This is a genomic window from Pseudomonadales bacterium, from assembly GCA_024234435.1.
GTDB lineage: Bacteria > Pseudomonadota > Gammaproteobacteria > Pseudomonadales > Porticoccaceae > JACKOF01.
The window spans coordinates 983,887-1,002,266 of sequence record JACKOF010000001.1; the positions used below are offsets into that span (position 1 = coordinate 983,887).

The 18,380-nt window shown below is 48.2% G+C and carries 15 protein-coding genes; 10 read left to right on the forward strand and 5 right to left on the reverse strand.

The genetic code is table 11. The features are described 5' to 3' along the window. The first annotated feature begins 81 nt into the window (after positions 1-81). The 4 genes from clpX to H7A02_04545 all read left to right on the forward strand — a co-directional run bounded on the left by clpX (position 82) and on the right by H7A02_04545 (position 6,441). Positions 82-1,365, forward strand: a complete 1,284-nt coding sequence (gene clpX, locus H7A02_04530) for an ATP-dependent Clp protease ATP-binding subunit ClpX (GenBank protein MCP5171515.1) — start codon at positions 82-84, stop codon at positions 1,363-1,365. A gap of 157 nt (positions 1,366-1,522) precedes the next feature. Beyond that, the gene (gene lon / locus H7A02_04535; protein ID MCP5171516.1) at positions 1,523-3,976 is read left to right on the forward strand and encodes an endopeptidase La; all 2,454 of its coding nucleotides are present in this window, start codon (positions 1,523-1,525) and stop codon (positions 3,974-3,976) included. Positions 3,977-4,122: 146 nt separating this feature from the next. Further along, positions 4,123-4,395 carry an HU family DNA-binding protein gene (locus tag H7A02_04540; protein MCP5171517.1) on the forward strand — a complete coding sequence of 91 codons (273 nt, stop codon included), beginning with the start codon at positions 4,123-4,125 and terminating at the stop codon, positions 4,393-4,395. Between the two features lie 171 nt (positions 4,396-4,566). Continuing rightward, positions 4,567-6,441 carry a SurA N-terminal domain-containing protein gene (locus tag H7A02_04545; GenBank protein MCP5171518.1) on the forward strand — a complete coding sequence of 625 codons (1,875 nt, stop codon included), beginning with the start codon at positions 4,567-4,569 and terminating at the stop codon, positions 6,439-6,441. Between the two features lie 184 nt (positions 6,442-6,625). Here H7A02_04545 and H7A02_04550 read toward each other — a convergent pair whose 3' ends face one another. Continuing rightward, a complete protein-coding gene (locus tag H7A02_04550) occupies positions 6,626-8,167 on the reverse strand; it encodes a LysM peptidoglycan-binding domain-containing protein (GenBank protein ID MCP5171519.1) in 1,542 nt (513 codons plus the stop codon). Between the two features lie 105 nt (positions 8,168-8,272). Next, positions 8,273-9,043, reverse strand: a complete 771-nt coding sequence (gloB, locus tag H7A02_04555) for a hydroxyacylglutathione hydrolase (GenBank protein MCP5171520.1) — start codon at positions 9,041-9,043, stop codon at positions 8,273-8,275. A 118-nt stretch (positions 9,044-9,161) separates the two neighbouring features. On the opposite strand from gloB, the gene H7A02_04560 reads away from it, so the two are divergent. From H7A02_04560 to dnaQ, 3 genes are read left to right on the forward strand one after another with little or no spacing between them, the layout of a single operon-like run. Beyond that, positions 9,162-9,935 (forward strand): class I SAM-dependent methyltransferase, encoded by a 774-nt coding sequence (locus H7A02_04560; protein ID MCP5171521.1) that lies wholly within the window; start codon positions 9,162-9,164, stop codon positions 9,933-9,935. Positions 9,936-9,948: 13 nt separating this feature from the next. Then, entirely contained in the window at positions 9,949-10,389 is a 441-nt protein-coding gene (gene rnhA / locus H7A02_04565; protein MCP5171522.1) for a ribonuclease HI, read from the forward strand. A gap of 34 nt (positions 10,390-10,423) precedes the next feature. After that, positions 10,424-11,143 (forward strand): DNA polymerase III subunit epsilon, encoded by a 720-nt coding sequence (gene dnaQ / locus H7A02_04570; GenBank protein ID MCP5171523.1) that lies wholly within the window; start codon positions 10,424-10,426, stop codon positions 11,141-11,143. A gap of 87 nt (positions 11,144-11,230) precedes the next feature. On the opposite strand, the gene nhaB is transcribed toward dnaQ, so the two are convergent. Further along, positions 11,231-12,736: a sodium/proton antiporter NhaB gene (gene nhaB, locus H7A02_04575; protein MCP5171524.1), complete on the reverse strand. Its 1,506-nt coding sequence runs from the start codon at positions 12,734-12,736 to the stop codon at positions 11,231-11,233. Between the two features lie 132 nt (positions 12,737-12,868). Here nhaB and H7A02_04580 point away from each other — a divergent pair, with 132 nt between their 5' ends. The 3 genes from H7A02_04580 (at position 12,869) to sohB (ending at position 16,489) form a co-directional block, all read left to right on the forward strand. Next, complete coding sequence (locus H7A02_04580) at positions 12,869-14,518, forward strand: hypothetical protein (GenBank protein ID MCP5171525.1); 1,650 nt, start codon at positions 12,869-12,871, stop codon at positions 14,516-14,518. Positions 14,519-14,524: 6 nt separating this feature from the next. Continuing rightward, entirely contained in the window at positions 14,525-15,346 is an 822-nt protein-coding gene (gene nudC / locus H7A02_04585) for an NAD(+) diphosphatase (protein ID MCP5171526.1), read from the forward strand. Positions 15,347-15,463: 117 nt separating this feature from the next. Continuing rightward, a complete protein-coding gene (gene sohB / locus H7A02_04590; protein ID MCP5171527.1) occupies positions 15,464-16,489 on the forward strand; it encodes a protease SohB in 1,026 nt (341 codons plus the stop codon). A gap of 58 nt (positions 16,490-16,547) precedes the next feature. Here the strand turns inward: sohB and H7A02_04595 are convergent, their stop codons facing one another. Continuing rightward, the gene (locus tag H7A02_04595; protein MCP5171528.1) at positions 16,548-17,714 is read right to left on the reverse strand and encodes a cation:proton antiporter; all 1,167 of its coding nucleotides are present in this window, start codon (positions 17,712-17,714) and stop codon (positions 16,548-16,550) included. Between the two features lie 181 nt (positions 17,715-17,895). Continuing rightward, on the reverse strand, positions 17,896-18,360 hold the full coding sequence (locus H7A02_04600; protein ID MCP5171529.1) for a DUF934 domain-containing protein: 465 nt from the start codon (positions 18,358-18,360) through the stop codon (positions 17,896-17,898). Positions 18,361-18,380 lie beyond the last annotated feature (20 nt).

The window sequence follows — 18,380 nt, forward strand, 5'->3', positions numbered from 1 at the left end:
TTCAGGGTATTTGTTAGGAAAAAACTGTAATCAATTGAAAAATATAAAAATAATAAATTCAATTGTTAGAGGGATTATTAGATGAGTGACGAAACTACCGGACACGGTGAAGACAGCAAGCTGCTTTATTGCTCTTTTTGCGGTAAAAGCCAACATGAAGTTCGTAAGCTGATTGCAGGGCCTTCGGTCTTTATCTGTGATGAATGTGTCGATCTCTGTAACGACATTATTACCGAGGAAATTCAGGAAACCACCGAGGAGCAACCTCGGGATAGCCTGCCAAAGCCGGTAGAAATCAATGCGATCCTTGACCAGTATGTTATTGGTCAGGAAAGAGCAAAAAAGATTCTTTCTGTCGCCGTTTATAACCATTACAAGCGGTTACAGGGTGATGATCGCGCTATTGGTTCCGAGGTAGAGCTGGGTAAAAGTAATATTTTGATGGTTGGCCCAACCGGAAGTGGAAAGACCCTTTTGGCGGAAACGCTGGCTCGTTTGCTTGACGTGCCCTTTACCATCGCTGATGCCACTACCCTGACTGAAGCTGGTTATGTTGGTGAGGATGTCGAGAATATCATTCAGAAGTTGTTGCAGAAATGTGACTATGATGTTGAAAAGGCACAGCGTGGTATCGTCTATATTGATGAAATTGACAAAATTTCCAGAAAATCAGACAACCCATCTATCACTCGTGATGTTTCGGGCGAAGGTGTGCAGCAAGCTTTATTGAAGTTGATCGAAGGTTCGATTGCTTCGGTGCCCCCGCAAGGTGGCCGTAAACACCCTCAGCAGGAATTTTTACAGGTAGATACGTCCAATATACTGTTTATTTGCGGTGGTGCATTTGCCGGGCTTGAGAAGGTTATTCAGGATCGTTCAGAGAAGGGTGGTATTGGCTTCAGTGCGCAAGTCAAGAGCAAAGACCGTTCTAAGAATGTTGGCGAAACACTGACAGAGCTGGAACCCGAAGATCTGGTTCGTTACGGGTTGATACCTGAATTTGTCGGGCGCCTGCCCGTCATTGCTACGCTGGAAGAGTTGGATCGTGGTGCGCTGGTAAATATTTTGGTCGAGCCGAAAAATTCCCTGATCAAGCAGTATACCGCACTCTTTAAAATGGAAGATGTGGAGCTCGATATTCGTGATGATGCTCTTGAGGAAATTGCAGGCAAGGCGTTAGAGAGAAAAACCGGTGCTCGCGGCTTGCGGTCAATTATTGAAAATGTACTCTTAGAAACGATGTACAGCATCCCTTCCCGAGAAGATGTCAGCAAAGTGGTGATTGATGCTGCGGTTATTCGCGGGGAGTCGGACCCCATATTGGTCTATCAGTCGGAACAGCCTCAGAAAGCTGCCAGTGATTAAAAAGGGGCGTACATTAAGTGCTGGTCCGACAGAAATAAGAGGCTCCTGATGCAGGGGCCTTTTTTTTATTATCCGGGTTGTAATTATTCGTCTAAGCCCCATATTTGCTCTAAGCTTTGATTAACCGCTTTAATACAACGATTTGGAAGAGAAACCTATGGGTCAAGAGCATAAAGGTCAAAAAAAGCACCACCGCGATCCGTCAGAGAGCCCAGTTCATACGGAGCTGCCTGTGCTGCCACTGCGTGATGTGGTTGTATACCCTCATATGGTCATTCCTCTGTTTGTTGGTCGTGAGAAATCAATACTGGCACTTGATGAGGCTATGGAGCAACAGAAGCAGATTCTTCTGGTCGCTCAACGTGATCCGTCAATTGATGATCCAAAACTCGATGATCTCTATGCGATAGGCACCCTGGCTTCAGTTTTGCAGATGTTAAAGCTGCCTGATGGTACCGTAAAAATTCTGGTTGAAGGTGCCGAGCGTGTGTTGCTTGAAAATATTACCGAATCAGAGGGTTACTTTGTTGCCAATTATGAAGTGATTGTTTCTGAGCCTCTTGAGCCCGGTGATGCAGATTTGTTGAGTCGTTCGGCTATTGCCCAGTTCGAACAATATGTTGGTCTGAGCAAGAAGATCCCTTCCGAAGTAGTCAGTACTGTAGCCGGCATCGAAGATCTGGACAGGTTGGCTGATACTTTGGCGACCCATATGGCGTTAAGTTTGGAGCACAAGCAGGAAATTCTTGAAATTGTTGACTTGCGGGAAAGGGTTGAACATCTGCTGACTATCATGGGTTCCGAGCTTGAGCTGTTCGAGGTTGAACAGAAAATCCGCGGGCGTGTAAAAAAGCAGATGGAAAAAAGTCAGCGAGAGTATTACCTCAACGAGCAGATGAAAGCTATTCAAAAAGAGCTGGGTGAGGTGGAAGAAGGTGTCAGTGATATCGATGCTCTGGAAAAGAAAATCCATGATTCCGGTATGCACAAAGCCGCAGTGGAAAAGTGTGAATCCGAATTGAACAAGCTGAAAATGATGGCTCCCATGTCAGCAGAAGCTTCAGTTCTACGCGGTTATCTTGATTGGATGGTGGGGGTGCCCTGGAAGAAGCGCTCCCGGGTGCGTCATGACTTGGAGAGAGCAGAAAAAATTCTGAACGAGGACCACTATGGGCTGGATGAGGTAAAGGAGCGTATTCTTGAGTTCCTGGCAGTTCAGCAGCGTGTGAAAAAACTTAAAGGACCGGTCTTGTGTCTGGTAGGCCCTCCTGGTGTGGGTAAAACCTCGTTAGGCGAGTCTGTCGCTCGTGCAACCGGGCGCAAATTTGTTCGCATGTCGCTGGGCGGTGTGCGGGATGAAGCTGAAATACGTGGTCATCGCCGCACCTATATTGGTTCGCTTCCTGGCAAGCTGATTCAGAAAATATCGAAAACAAAAGTCAAAAATCCGCTTTTCCTGCTTGATGAAATTGACAAGATGGGAATGGATCATCGTGGAGACCCCGCCTCAGCGCTGCTGGAAGTTCTCGATCCCGAGCAAAACAATACGTTTAATGACCACTATCTGGAGGTGGACTATGACCTCTCTGAAGTGTTGTTTATCTGCACCGCCAATTCAATGAATATCCCTGGCCCTCTGCTGGATCGAATGGAGGTGATTCGCATCCCCGGTTATACCGAAGATGAGAAAGTTAATATTGCAATGAAATATCTGTTGCCTAAGCAAATCAAGGCCAACGGCCTGAAAGCAGGAGAAATTGTTCTCGAAGATGCTGCCATTCGTGACATTGTTCGTTATTACACACGTGAGGCCGGTGTTCGTGGGCTTGATCGGGAAATTGCGAAAATTTGCCGGAAGGTGTTGACCGGTCTGGTTCGTGAGCAGTCTACCGACAAGCGTGTAGTTGATTCGGCTGCCCTGGAAGAATTGTTGGGTGTTCGCAAGTTTGACTATGGTAAGGCCGAGGAGGAAAGTCAGGTAGGACAAGTAACGGGATTGGCCTGGACTCAGGTAGGCGGAGAATTACTGACAATCGAAACCTCGGCGGTGCCAGGAAAGGGCCAGGTTGTGAAAACCGGTTCGTTGGGTGATGTCATGCAAGAGTCTATTCAAGCAGCCCTTACTGTTGTGCGTAGTCGCAGTCAGATGCTCGGTATTCGTCGTGATTTTCATCAGAAAAATGATTTGCACATTCATGTTCCAGAAGGTGCAACACCCAAAGATGGGCCCAGTGCCGGTATTGGCATGTGTACAGCGATCGTTTCCGTGCTAACTAATATACCGGTCAAGGCAAATGTTGCCATGACCGGCGAAATAACCCTGCGTGGGCAGGTTCTGAAAATTGGTGGTCTTAAGGAGAAATTACTGGCTGCCCACCGCGGCGGTGTTAAAACAGTAATTATTCCGAAAGAAAATGAGAGAGATCTCAAAGAGATACCGGATAATATTAAAGCAGACTTGGATATTCGTCCGGTGCAGTGGATCGATGAGGTTTTGCAAATTGCCTTGCAGCATATGCCTGAGGCGTTATCCGATGAAGAGTACAAATATGTCGAGCCAGATGATCAGAAATCAGACAAAACCGCTGAAAGGCGCGCAAATACTCATTAAATTTAAGAAACATGCTTGACCCATAGGGCGCAGTATTGGTATAAAGTTGCGGTCTCGAATTACTGTACTTCCTGTATTGAACTCTACGGATACACGAGTATGCAGGGGACAAAAGAATCTAAACAAACTCTCATAAGGGGATTACTGTGAATAAATCTGAACTCGTTGATGCGATCGCCGAAGAGGCGGATATTTCCAAAGCTTCTGCAGGTCGTGCACTGGATGCTGCTATTGATGCTATTACTGGTTCGCTGAAAAAGGGTGATGCTGTTTCTTTGGTTGGTTTTGGTACCTTCTCTGTGAAACATCGTGCCGCTCGCCAGGGTCGCAATCCACAGACTGGTGCAACTATCCAGATTTCTGCGGCTAATGTGCCCAGCTTTAAAGCAGGTAAGGCGCTGAAAGACGCCGTTAACTAAGATTCTTTAGTTATAGAGTTCTGGCTGATAATTGTGCCGGGGCTGTTAAAAGGCGCATCAGCGATGCGCCTTTTTTCATATCAGTAACAACTGAAAAAGAATGTTGCTGACCTGAGTAAACCGGGCTACTAATAATTTTTTTATCTACCTAAGACACCTCCAGGGACAACCATGCTGCAGAATTTTCGCGATAATATGAAAGGCGTTACAGCGTTTCTTTTAGTGGGCATAATTATCATTCCGTTTGCACTGTTTGGTGTGGACTCCATTTTTTTAAGTGGCAGTTCTGTAGAGAAGGCTGCTACGGTGAATGGCGAGCCTATTTCCAAGTTGCGCCTGCAACAGGCGGTAGCAATAAGGAAGCAGCAGATTCTGAATCGGTTTCAGGATATCTCTCCCGAATTGATTGATGACCAGCAACTACAGGGACCCGTATTGAATGAACTGGTGCGTCAGAAAGCCTTGCAAATTGAAGCGAAATCACACGACATTGTGATTCCGCAAAAACGTGTCTATCAGGCCTTGCTCGACACAGAAGCATTTCAAACAGAGGGTGCTTTTGATGCCGAAAAGTATGACTTTCTGCTGCGTCAGCAGGGTTACACGCCGAATTCCTACAACGCGCTTCTCAGTGAGGAGATGGCCGTCAATCAGCTTATAAGAGGCATCACGGGGACCGGTTTTGCGACAGCACAGGAAGTCGCATTGTTGGCGGGATTGGCAGAGCAAAAAAGAAGTTTTTATTACCTGACGATTCCGGCCAAAGATGTGCTTGAGCAGACTGAAATCCCAGAAGAAGCCCTTGTCGCATTTTACGAGGAGAATCAGACACGGTTTATGACGGACGAGCAGGTGATCGTCAATTATCTGGAGCTTTCTACCGACATGCTCCTTCAGGAGGTCACGGTCGATGAAGCTGTTCTGCGTGAGCAATACGAGCAGGAAGTCGCTAATTCCAATGCTGCGGCGTCGAGAAGAGTTGCCCACATTCTGATAGAACCTGGTAATAATCAACAGAGCCTCCTGAATGAGCTTGTCGCAAAACTGAAAGCGGGTGAAGATTTTGCCAAGCTCGCAAGCCAATATTCGATGGATTATGGCACCTCGGAAATAGGTGGTGATCTCGGATTTTCTCGCCCTGGAGACCTGCCTGCAAAACTGGAGGTTGCACTTGATGCACTTGAAGTCGGTCAGATTTCAGGCCCGGTTGCCAGTGAAGCTGGCACCCATATTTTGAAATTGCTGGACGTTAAAGAAGCCGCAGTTATTGCTTTTGAAGAGCGCCGCGATGCGCTTGAACAAACGATCAGACAGCAACTGGCGACGGAGTTGCTGCTAGGACGTATCGATAAGTTGAGAGACCTTTCCTATAACGCTGATTCCTTGCAGGGCACAGCGGCTGAACTGGGACTTGATGTCGAACGCTCTGAAGCATTCAGTCGTCAAGGTGGAGCGGGCATTGCCCAGTACCCTGCGGTAGTGAAAGCCGCCTTTGGAGAGGATGTACTGGAAAACGGGTATACCAGTGAAGTTATTGAGCTTTCCGATAGCAGGGTTGTGGTGCTGTCACTGCATGAGCGTCTTCCTGCCGCTGTTAAACCGCTGTCGATAGTCAGGGCTGATATTGAAGCGGAGCTCCGGCAGAAAGTCGTCAAAGAGCAATTGCTGACTACTGCAGAGCAATACCTTCAGCGCCTGAACAGCGGTGAAACAATTGAAGATATAGCCAAGGCAGAAAAACTCGACTGGCAGGTAAGCCTTGATACACGCCGGGTGGGAGGCAATATGGATGGGTCGTTACTGGGCTATGTTTTCGCCATGCAGCAGCCTGACAAGACACCCAGCAATGGTGGCTTGTTTCTGGAAAACAATGATTATGTGCTTGTTTCGTTGAGCAAGGTTGAGCAGGGTGATATTTCAAAGTTATCCAGGGATCAGCGTAACGGTCTCAAAGCTTCTTCAGCAATGGCCTCGGCTGGCAGGGAATTTCAGTCGTATCAGAAGGCTCTCCTCGACGAAGCCGAGGTGTCTCTGCTTGTGCAGTAGTTTTTAAGTCGCTGACAGGCTTGTCTGGTGGCGGCTTTTTATGATGGGCCGCAACCGGGCCTACCTGCTACCCATTTCGAAAAAAATTCTTTTCAGGTGGTGCACACGACAGAATTTGACGCTGTTGTGTTTTAGCTAATGTGTTAGTAGCGCCGCTTGAAGGCGATCCATGACTTGCGCAGGGTTAAATATTGCGAATATCAACAAACAGGGTCAGGCGTTGTCCAGGCTGAAGATAGCTTCCCGGATTTAACTTGTTCCAGTTTATGATTTGATTGATTTTGAGGTCGAATTTGCTCGCTATACGGGATAGGGAATCTCCCCTGCGAACTTTGTAACGTACTTTTTTTGTGCCCGCCATATGGGGTGTTGCCGGGGTTGGATTCAGTTTTAAAATCTGACCCTGCTGCAGGGGGGTACGGGTACTCAAATTGTTCCAGCGTGTAATGTCAGTAATTTTAACCTTGTGTTGCCGGGCTATTTTCCAAAGCGAGTCACCACTTTTAACGGTGTACGTTGTTGCGAGACTTCCAATCGGGTGATCCAGGCCAGTGCCGGGTATTTTCAAACGCTGGCCGATTTTGAGGAAATCGCTGTCAAGCTGGTTGGAAGATTTCAGTTGGCGGACACTGACATTGTGCTGGTGGGCAATAGTAGAGAGGTTGTCACCCTTTTTAACCAGGTACTCCTTGATCGGCACCCATTCTGATTTCGGGGTGCTTGTCAATGCATCGTTGAAAGTGTCTATAGCACCGACGGGTAGCAGTAACTGCTGCGGGCCGTCCGGTTGTGTTACCCAGCGATTGTAGCCAGCGTTTAATTGATAAATTTCGCTGGTGTCTATTTGGGCCATTTTTGCAATCTGGGAAAGATCTGCCTGATCATTAAGTGAAACAGTATCAAAATAGGGCTCATTTGCCAGTGCTGGCAATTTTATCTCATATTCTTCCGGTTGTCGTATGATTGCAGATACGGCAAGCAACTGAGGTACATAGGCCTTGGTCTCCTTGGGCAGGTTGAGAGACCAGAAATCCGTTGGTTTACCATTGCGTTCATTGCGGGCGATGGCGCGCTTAACGTTGCCTTCACCACTGTTATAGGCGGCGAGAGCCAGTAGCCAGTCGCCGTCAAAATATTGATGCAAATAAGACAGGTACTTGATTGCCGCTTCCGTGGAGGCGACCGGATCGCGTCGCCCGTCATACCACCAATTCCGGTCAAGGCCGAATCGCTCCCCTGTGTCTGGAATAAATTGCCAGAGTCCTGCGGCGTGACTGTGGGAATAGGCGAACGGGTCGAATGCACTTTCTACTACTGGCAACAACGCAAGCTCCAACGGCATATCATTGTTTTCCAGTTCGTTAACAATGTGAAACAAATATCGCTGGCCCCGCTCTGTGACGCGGTCAATGTAGCTTTGATTGTTGGCGTACCACTTAATCTGTTTATCCAGTTTTGGGTGGGAATGTTCACTGAGCGCCATTCCTTCCCGAATACGTGCCCAGAGATCTTCGGTTTTTTCTGTTTCTAATGTGTCGCTGAAAATAACATTGGTATTGACCGGGGAAGTTGACAGATCGTCCGGGCTGATAACATTATCACCTAATTCAGATGTGACGGGCTCAAATGCAGCGGGTGTCGGTTGCTGCTGAGTACAGCCAACCAGTATGCCTGTCAGTGCCAGCGTTCCGAGCCATGCCGATGTTAGTTTTTTATGTTTCTGCATTTTTAATCCTTAAAAACCGCTCATGAGTCTAGTCTGTACTGTATTTTGACTCAACAATTTTGCTCAGAGTCGAGCATTTTACGGTGATATTGATCACAAAGTGCTTCAAAAGTTGTCTTTCCAGGCACGAATCGCTGCAAAAACACTCACTGGGTCTTCGGTTGAGGCACGATTTTTTGCAGCGGCAATGATGGCAGGGCTCTGGCTACGAAGAAAGGGGTTGGTTTTCAGGTCCTCAGCAAGCGTAAAAGGAACGGTAGAAATGTCTTTTTCCCGGAGCTTCATGCAGCTTGCATTGCGCTGCTGGAGGTCCTGGTTGTCCGGGTCTACGGCAAGAGCAAATTTCAAATTTGACAAGGTGTATTCGTGTGCGCAGTACACCAGCGTGTGAGCCGGGAGATCAGCAATGCTTTGCAGGGAATCGTACATCTGCTGCGGGCTGCCTTCGAATAGTCGGCCACAACCTGCTGCAAACAAGGTGTCTCCACAGAACAGCACAGGGGGTTGGTCAGACCCGGTATTACCGAAATAGGCGAGGTGGTTAAGTGTGTGACCGGGTACGGCCAGTACTGAGAAATCTACGTCAGCCAGCCACAATTTGTCGCCGTTCCCAAGTGGATGACTGACCAGATTAATATCAGCAGGACCATAGACAGGAATATCATGCCTGTTCAGCAGCTCGGTGATGCCGCCGATATGGTCAGGGTGCTGGTGGGTAACCAGAATGCCCGCCAGCTCCAATTGATGTTCCTGCAGCGCCTTTAAGACAGGGGCTGCATCTCCCGGGTCTACCACATAGGCTTGACGTTCACTCTGGTGATGAAAAAGCCAGATGTAATTGTCTGAGAAAGCTGGAATAGTGTGAACAACAAGCATATTGTGGTCCTGATGTCGGTTATGAAAGATGTGAGTCATGACTGCTAGTTTTTATGCTGCGATAAACACATAATAACGGCCTCTATCATATAGTTTTCGATTAAGGGTGTAATCTCTGTTGTCTGAAAAATCGGGGGAAAGTGCAAGGGATCAGCTGGCCAGTTGGTTTGCTTCTCCTTTTGGCTCTTATTTGCTGGCCTCTGAGCGTCATGCACTTGAGAAAAGTATGAGTCGGCTGCGCGGTTATCATTTGATGCAGCTTGCTGGCACCGGAAAACCATTGATAGATGTCAGTCTGGGACATTCTCACGGTTTTTCTATTGCGCCCTTCAAGCTCAACGGTAACGTTGGCAGTATTGCTGATTTTGAAGCATTACCTCTTCCATATGAAACGATTGATACGGCCATCCTTCACCACGCACTGGAATTTTCAGCCAATCCGCACCAGGTTCTCAACGAAGCTGCCCGGGTGATAGCGCCTGGCGGACATATTGTACTTGTGGTTTTTAACCCCTACAGCTGCTTCGGGCTGATTAAAGCGATGGCACGGTTTTTCTCTTGCAACCCTGTATGGAGGGCTAATAATCTTCGTTATGGCCGCTTAATGGATTGGTTAAAATTACTGGGCTTTCAGCATACAGATACCGCTCATGGCTGCCATCAGCTACCTTTTTCCTGGCAGGGATGGCTGAAAAAAACAGCTGTGTTACGGCGACTGGATAAAAGGAATGCCTGCCCAGGCGGTAATTATTATGTCATTATCGCCCGCAAACAGGTTGCGCCATTAACACCGACGGGCAAACCTTTCTGGAGATCCCTGGGAGCTCCGCTAGTACCGTCAATGAAAGTCTCACCCATCAAAAAGACGGTTTGTGAAAAAAAATGCGAATGACGGTAATGTATTGATGTCCGAGTTAAAACAGGTTGAAATTTTTACTGATGGCGCCTGCCGTGGAAATCCGGGACCCGGTGGTTGGGGAGTACTGCTTCGCTACGGCGATGAAGAAAAAACGCTTTATGGCGGAGAAGAACACACGACTAATAACCGTATGGAGTTGACCGCTGCAATAGAAGCTCTCGCTGCGCTAAAGAAACCCTGTATGGTCGAACTGACGACAGACTCAGAGTATGTGCGGCAGGGTATAAGCAGCTGGTTGCAAAACTGGAAAAAGCGAGGGTGGAAAACTGCTGCGAAGAAGCCGGTAAAAAACGTCGATTTATGGCAGCGGCTGGATCAGGAGTCTGGTCGCCATAAGATCAATTGGCATTGGGTGAAAGGGCACAGCGGCCATCGGGAAAATGAAATAGCAGATCAGCTGGCAAACAGGGGAATTGATTCTCTTTAGTCATGATTATCCATGCAGTTACGAAGAGCACAATATGAGACAGATTGTTCTGGACACTGAGACCACCGGCCTGGAAGTCAGTCAGGATCACCGGATTATTGAAATTGGGTGTGTTGAGCTGATCGATCGTAAGCTGACCGGTCGGCACTACCACCAGTATATTAACCCTGAGCGTGATATCGACGAGGGCGCAATAGAGGTCCACGGTATATCCAATGAGTTCCTTGAAGACAAACCGGTTTTTTCAAAGATCGCACAGGAGTTCCTTGAGTTTATTCAAGGGGCGGAGCTGGTGATTCATAACGCCCCGTTCGATACTGGTTTTATCAATCACGAGTTTTCAAAGTTACAGGGTTTTGATCCGGTTGAATCACTTTGCCCGGTGATTGATACCTTGGTAATGGCTCGCCAGAAGCATCCGGGACAAAAGAATAATCTTGATGCGCTCTGTAAACGCTATTTTGTAGATAATTCACAGCGTGATCTGCACGGTGCTTTGCTTGATGCCGAGATTCTTGCCGATGTCTACCTGTTGATGACAGGAGGGCAGGTTGATTTGATGCTGAATGCAAATCAGTCAGAGTCAGGCAAAGCCGAGGCGGAAATAAGACGGTTGTCCGAAAACCGAAGCCCCCTTCGAGTAATTCGTGCATCTGAAGCGGAGCTGGCCATTCATCAGCAGAAACTCGCGTCAATAGATCAGGCCAGTAATGGCAACTGTGTATGGCTCAGAGCTGGCCCTGAAGTACAGTAGTGCGGAGCAAGTTTTCGAGTTAAATGTAAAAAGCCCCAGGCCGTCAGGTGTGGGGCTTTTTGATGTTGGCATTGCTGAGTAGATGACCTACAGCATAAAAGCGACGCATAAAACCCCGACGCCTGATAACACTATGGTGTAGGGGAAAGCCATAACAACCATTTTTCCGTACGATAAGCGAATCAGCGGTGCCAGCGCCGAAGTCAGCAAAAATAGAAAAGCCGCCTGACCGTTGGGTGTGGCGACACTGGGCAGATTGGTTCCGGTGTTAATTGCAATGGCCAGCTTGTCAAAATGCTCTCGCGAAATATCACCATTTGCCAGAGCATTGGCTACTTCGTTAATGTAAACCGTGGCAACAAAGACGTTGTCACTGATCATGGAAAGCACCCCGTTAGCAATAAAGAACATAACAGGCTGTACGCCGATGTCCATTGCCAGCACGGCATGGGTGACCGGGGCAAATAAATGCTGTTCATGAATCACTGCCACGATGGCAAAAAAGACCACTAACAGCGCTGTGAAGGGTAATGCTTCTTCAAAGGCATGACCTATTTGATGCTCTTCAATGACACCATTAAAGGCGGTTAACAGTACAATTACAGTCAGGCCAATGATGCCCACCTCTGCGAGGTGAAATGCCAATCCCAGAACCAGAATGATGCCGACGATGGCCTGTACAATGAGCGCTGCCTTTTCACGATCAGAGCGTTGCTTACTCTGTTCATTACTGAAATCAACAAGCACTGACCGAACCTCTTCAGGAATTTTGGCTCCGTAACCAAACCAGCCCAGCTTTTCCAGCAACAGGCAGGTGAGGAGTCCGCAAGCAAGAACGGGCATAGTAACGGGGGCCATTTGCAGGTAGAACTGGACAAAGGTCCAGCCGGCCTTTTCTGCAATCAACAGGTTTTGAGGTTCGCCCACCAGAGTGCAAACACCACCCAGTGCGGTACCCACGGCGCCGTGCATGATCAAGCTGCGCAAAAATGAGCGAAACTGATCAAGATCACTGCGGTGATATTCATGAACATTGGTGTCGTCGCTGTGATCGTGGCCGCTATGGTTTAGAATCTTTCCGGAAGCCACCTTGTGATAAACCGAATAGAAACCAATGGCAACACTGATGAGCACAGCGGTTACAGTAAGAGCATCGAGGAAGGCGGACAGGAACGCACCGGCTATTGAGAACAGTAGAGAGAGTAACGCCTTTGAACGAATGCCGATCAGCAGCTTGGTGAAAGTGAAGAGCAGCAAATCCCTCATAAAGTGAATGCCAGCAACCATGAAAATCAATAACAGGATAACCTGAAAGTTTGCCAGAGCCTCCTGATAGACTGCCTGAGGGTGTGTTAGCCCGAGTAGAACGGCTTCAATCGCCAGTAAGCCACCAGGTTGCAGCGGGTAGCACTTTAACGCCATTGCCAAGGTAAAAATGAATTCCAGAATAAGGCACCAGCCGGTCACAAAAGGGCCCGCAACAGCAACCAGAATCGGGTTGGCAATCAGGAAAACCAAAATTGTCCATTTGTACCATGAGGGAGAGTTGCCGAGAAAGTTTTTGCCGAGAGAATGAAACGTCGATTGAGGCATTACTTCGCTATCCTTCTTATATTGTCTGGGCTGACAGTGCTATCATAGCCAGCTATAAAAATGAGCGCCAAACTTATAACGGAAGGCCTTTTTTTGCAAGATTTCATTTGGATGGTTCCGGAGTTTTGAAATATGCAGTCAGTTAACACTCAGGTCCTTAATACTGTCAGGGAGCCGCTGTCAGTTGAGTTGGATGCCGTTGTTAAATTGTCCGATGACTTTGGGCATATTTATAGCGAAGAGCTTGCTCAAGAACTGCAGGAGTGCTGTTGCCGGATTAAAGGCGCGTTCTCCATGCTCGGTATGACGGGCGCGGATAATCTGGCGGGTGAGATGGCCGAAGTTGCTGGGAATGGTAAAAGCGATCCGGCCACCAATGCCGAGCAGCTACAACGAGCGGCGAGGTTTTTATCCTGTTATTTTGAATGCGTGGTGGATAGCGGGAAAGATTACCCGTTGTTGCTGATTACAGAGCTGAATGCACTACGGAAAAGCATGGGTAAGCCTCTCTGGGGGGATGCGGATTTACTGGGCAGTGCGTTACCGCAGAATAAAATTGTTGAATATCCTGAAGAACGTACGCAGGCGCAGCGAGAGATTCAGAAGAGAGCGCACCAGCTGTATCAGAAAGGCCTGTTGCACCTTATTCGGGGGCAGGCCCGTTCTGCGGCTTTGAGAGTAATGTCTCATGGCGCAACCCTGCTAGCGAATGCACTACTGAATAAGCAGGAGAAACTCTACTGGCAAACTGTGTCGGCTATCACCGGTGCGATGGCAATAGGGCAGCTGTCAGTGCAACCCCAGCGTTTGAGGTTGCTAATGGGGATTGAGCGGCAGCTCGCGGCTCTTGGTAAAGGTGTAGCCGATCTTGAACGCTGTTATCCCGTTTCTCTGGAGCAGGGCATGATCGCTTGCCTGATGCTGACGGATATAGCGAGTGAAAACATACGCCGGTTGGCGGACAGGCTCGGGATTGACGTCGACCTTGTTTCTGATCACGAACTGCAAGGGATGTATTCAAAAATATGTCCGGATGAGAAAGGAAATGCTGCCGAAAACTTGCGTGCTCTGGAAGGATATACTGGCGAGCTACGTTTACTTCTCGACGAATTTTCAGGGCAAAATGATGGTGTTCCTATCAGCCATTCACCCTTACCCAAACTTTTGCTCAACGTAGCCGAATTAGCGGGATCTTTGGGGCTGTCTGTTGCGCAAAGCCGCTTTGATGATCATCGGGCAGCTGCCGAGGCCTCAGATTTTTCAGAACCCTCTTTGATTCTGTCTCTTGCCGACTCCGTCATGTATCTTGAGTGTGTGCTTCTTGAGTTCTCCGGCAAAGCGGCTAGCGAACAACAGTTGGCGGGGATTAACCGTCGTAGTGTAGAAGAGATGATCGAAGCGAATATTGTGTTGCACGCAGAAAAACAAGTGCTACGTGAAGCGATTCTGGCGCTTGAAAGTGTGATGCAGGCAGTTACCGATTACTGTGATGGTGCTGCTGATGAATCGATCATTGGGGAGCAGGCGGCAAAGTTTGATGTAGTTTTTGGTGCATCCCGAATGTTGAAGTTGAATCGTGCATCGATTATTGCAGAACAGTGCAAGAAGCTGTTTGCCAGTGATTTTGGTGCAATTGGTATATCAAAAGAGGCATTGCTCGAAACAGTGGCTGATGCCATTGTCAGTTTGGAGTTTTTCCTGGAAAGCCGCAGTCGCAGTGAAGACGCGGATGAACAGATTTTAGCGGTTGCCGAGGAAGCGCTGCAGTTGCTGGAAAAGTAATTACAGATGGCAGAGTTTCGTTACATTAGTCAACCTCCCGCGGCTACGGATGGTCAGCATCACCGATTACTGGTTTGTGGCGAGGATGTGCTCTGTTTCAGTAACCCTGGCCGGGAACGCATCATTTTCGATGACAAGGAGCTGGGATTTTTGCCTGTCGGGTTAGAAAAGTTTTTCCTTGGTTTTTGCGGCCAAACCCCCTGTTATGTGCAATCTCTGGCGGTAAAACAGCGTGACGACAATCTGCCTGAAGGCTACCAATGGCGCTCACTGCGCTCATTGTTGGGTATCTTGAGTGACGATCATTTCAACTGGGCAGGGCGGGCGACGCAGGTGCTCAGCGCCTATCGTGATCACCGCTTCTGCGGACGCTGTGGTTCTTTAACGCAGCCGGTAGTCAATGAGCATGCTAGCACGTGTTCTTCCTGTGATCTCAGCTTTTACCCTCGTTTATCACCGTGCGCCATTATGGTGATAACCAGGGGAGAGTATTGTCTGCTGGCCAGAAACGTTGGCTGGGGCAACTGGTTCAGTGCGCTGGCTGGGTTTGTTGAGGCCGGGGAAACGGTTGAGCAGACTGTGCGCAGGGAAACGCTTGAAGAAGTGGGTATCAGAGTTGGTGAACTGACTTATATCGGCAGTCAACCCTGGCCGTTTCCGGGGCAACTTATGTTGGGTTTCCATGCAGAGTATGAAAGTGGGCATATCATTCCCGATCAGACTGAAATAGCCGAAGCAGGCTGGTATCGTTATGATGCGTTGCCGCCACATCCGGGGATTCATACGCTTTCGGGTCAACTGATCAAGCGATTTGTTGATCAGTTTTAATTGGCGGTTGGGGTGCAGGTTAGATTTGCGGGTTAAACAGAGTGGTTACAATATTCAACGGCGCTTCTGATTGCGCGGTTCTCACAAAAACACAAAGCTGAAACGGGAAGGTAGCACTTGGAATTTTTAACTGAATTTGGCCTTTTTCTGGCCAAGATGATCTCCATTGTCATTGCCCTGCTGGTTATCGTTGGTAGTCTAGCGGGTTTAAACCAGCGTTCGAAAAAGCAGGAAAAAGGGCATATAGAAGTAGAGAGGCTTAACGATGAGTTTGATTCCATGAGCGAAGCGCTTGAAAGCAATATCGTACCTGCTGCCGAATTTAAAAAACGCAAAAAACAAAAAGCAAAAGATGCCAAACTCAAGGCAAAAGCCGGTAATACGGCCAATCGGATATTTTTGTTGAATTTCAAAGGCGATATGCGTGCCGCTGCGGTGAGTAACCTCAGAGAAGAGATTACTGCGGTGTTGAGTCAGGCGACACAAGATGACGAAATAGTGATTCGTCTTGAAAGTGCCGGGGGAATGGTTCACAGCTATGGCCTGGCCTCAAGCCAGCTTGATCGAATAGTCAAAAAAGGTATTCCCCTGACGGTCTGTGTAGACAAAGTGGCTGCTAGCGGTGGCTATATGATGGCTTGTGTGGCAGATAAGATTATTGCTGCGCCATTTTCCATACTCGGTTCGATTGGTGTTGTGGCGCAAATGCCCAATTTTCACCGGTTGTTAAAGAAGCATGATGTGGACTACGAAATGCTGACAGCTGGTGAGTACAAAAGAACTCTGACCATGTTTGGCGAGAATACTGAAAAAGGACGTGAAAAATTCATCGAGGATCTGGAGCAGACTCACGATCTGTTTAAGGATTTTGTTCAACAGCATCGTACTGAAGTGGATATTAACAATATTGCTACCGGTGAAGTCTGGTTAGGCACAAAAGCTCTGGAAATGAAGCTGGTCGATGACCTGAAAACCAGTGATGAATATTTGGTGGAGAAAATGGCTGACGCGGATATTTACGAGGTCAGTTATGTTCACAAAAAAAGTCTGCAGGAAAAAGTGGGGCTTGCTGCTGAAAATAGCGCCGACCGGCTTTTGATGCGGTGGTGGAGTCGGTTACGGGGCATCAATTTCTACTCCTGATCAGGCTTTGGCAAAGTAGCTGGAAGCGGGTATTAGTTGAAAATATTTGCGAGTATCGCTAGTCGCGACGCAATTTATCGCTGGGTGCGATGGGGTTAGGGAAGTTGAATACCACGATATAACTGGACAATAGAAAGGTGAGAATGGCGGCGGCCTGAATCAGATGTGATGCCAGGTTTCCAATCAGTGATGCATTATATGCAACGTAGGCGATTAACAGGGAAAATTCGCTGATTTGTCCCAAACGGAAACCGATATCCCACGCCAGCGGAGTCGTTTCGCTTTGTCTTCCCAGTAACAGCCGGAAAGTAACCGGTTTCAGGGCAAGCATCAACAGCCCCAGAGTCAAAGCGGCAAACGCGATTTCAGGCAGCAGGCCAATATTGAAACTGGCGCCGAGAGAAAAGAAAAACATGATGAGAAAGAAGTCTCGCAGCGGTTTTAGGCTAAGGGCAATATGCTGGGAAATAGGGCTTGTAGCAATAGTAATGCCGGCGAGAAAAGCGCCAATTTCGTGAGACAGTCCAACCATTTCTGCAACGGCTGCCAACCCCATGCACCAGCCAATCGAGAGCAGGAAGATGTATTCCCCTATGCGATCAAACCTGGCTACCAGCTTCAGCAATACCAGTTTCACAATGCCCACAGCCATCAGGATCAGTATTGGTAGAGCCAGCAGGGTTTTAGCAATCTGCATTAAGTCAATTTCGCCGCCGGTTCCGCTGAGCAGTACCAGCAATACAAAGATGGCCAGAAAATCCTGAGTGAGCAGCAGTCCCACCATCATGTCGCCAGCATGCCTGTGGTGGAGCACTGTGGTGGGCAACAGCTTTATTCCGATAATGGTGCTTGAGAACATCATTGCCAGGCCAATGATAAGACTCTCTGTCTGGGTGAAGCCAAAAGCTGCTGCAATGAAGTAACCGGTACCCGCGAAAATGATAGAGCTGAACAAGGTGGTCAGCGTCACTTTTTTAAACACGTTCAGCAGTGATTGGGGCTGCATATCGAGGCCGAGCAAAAACAGCAGGAAAATAATACCGATTTCTGCCATTTCAGACAGCACATGAACGTCCTGAACCCAGCCAGCACCGTAGGGTCCGATAATAATTCCGAGAGCGATGTAGGCTACTAATAAAGGCTGTCGACCGTAAATAGCCAGCGAAGCGATAATAGCCGCACCAGTAAAAATCAGAAAGAATGAGTGGAAAACGGTTTCAGTCATTTGTATACAGCAGACATTCGGATAACACCATTGTGGTCATGGGGTGAATGTTTTTCAATGTAAATGTGCTGTCCGACCGGATTCTCATCCTAACTTATTCGGGTCAATGTTCAGGTAACAGCGTGACAAGGTAACAGAAAGCACCTGAAAATAGGGTTTCAGGTGCAGAATAGCGGGCCGCTTATCGTCGCCTAAACAGAGGCTCCGGCTGGTCGACGGCACATTGATATGTGATTGAAAATCCGTTTAACGGTTTGCTCGGCTGATTGGCGTTTGCGGTTACCTCGTAAGCATCGAAGCCGCAGCGGCGCAGATAAAACCATTGATCCTGAATGGTATTTCCAAGGGCCAGCAGTTGGCCGTTAAACTGGTAACGCTCTCGCAGCAGGCGTCCGGTGGAGAATCCCCGTCCATCAGTAAAGACAGGGAAATTCACACCAATAGCAGCGAACTGGTTGATATCGTTGGCAACAGCCTCAATTTCTTCATCGCTGTCTACCCAGATGCCAAACCTGCTATTTAGTGCAGCGAGTTCGTCGCGGTTAGCTTGCCAGAAAGCCAGTGGTAGCAGCAGCTGGTTTTCCGGTAGCTCTGAGAGGCTGCCGGAAAAGTCTCGCTCAATGACTTGCCAGGGTTGTTCAGCCATCAGCTGGCTGTTGACAAATT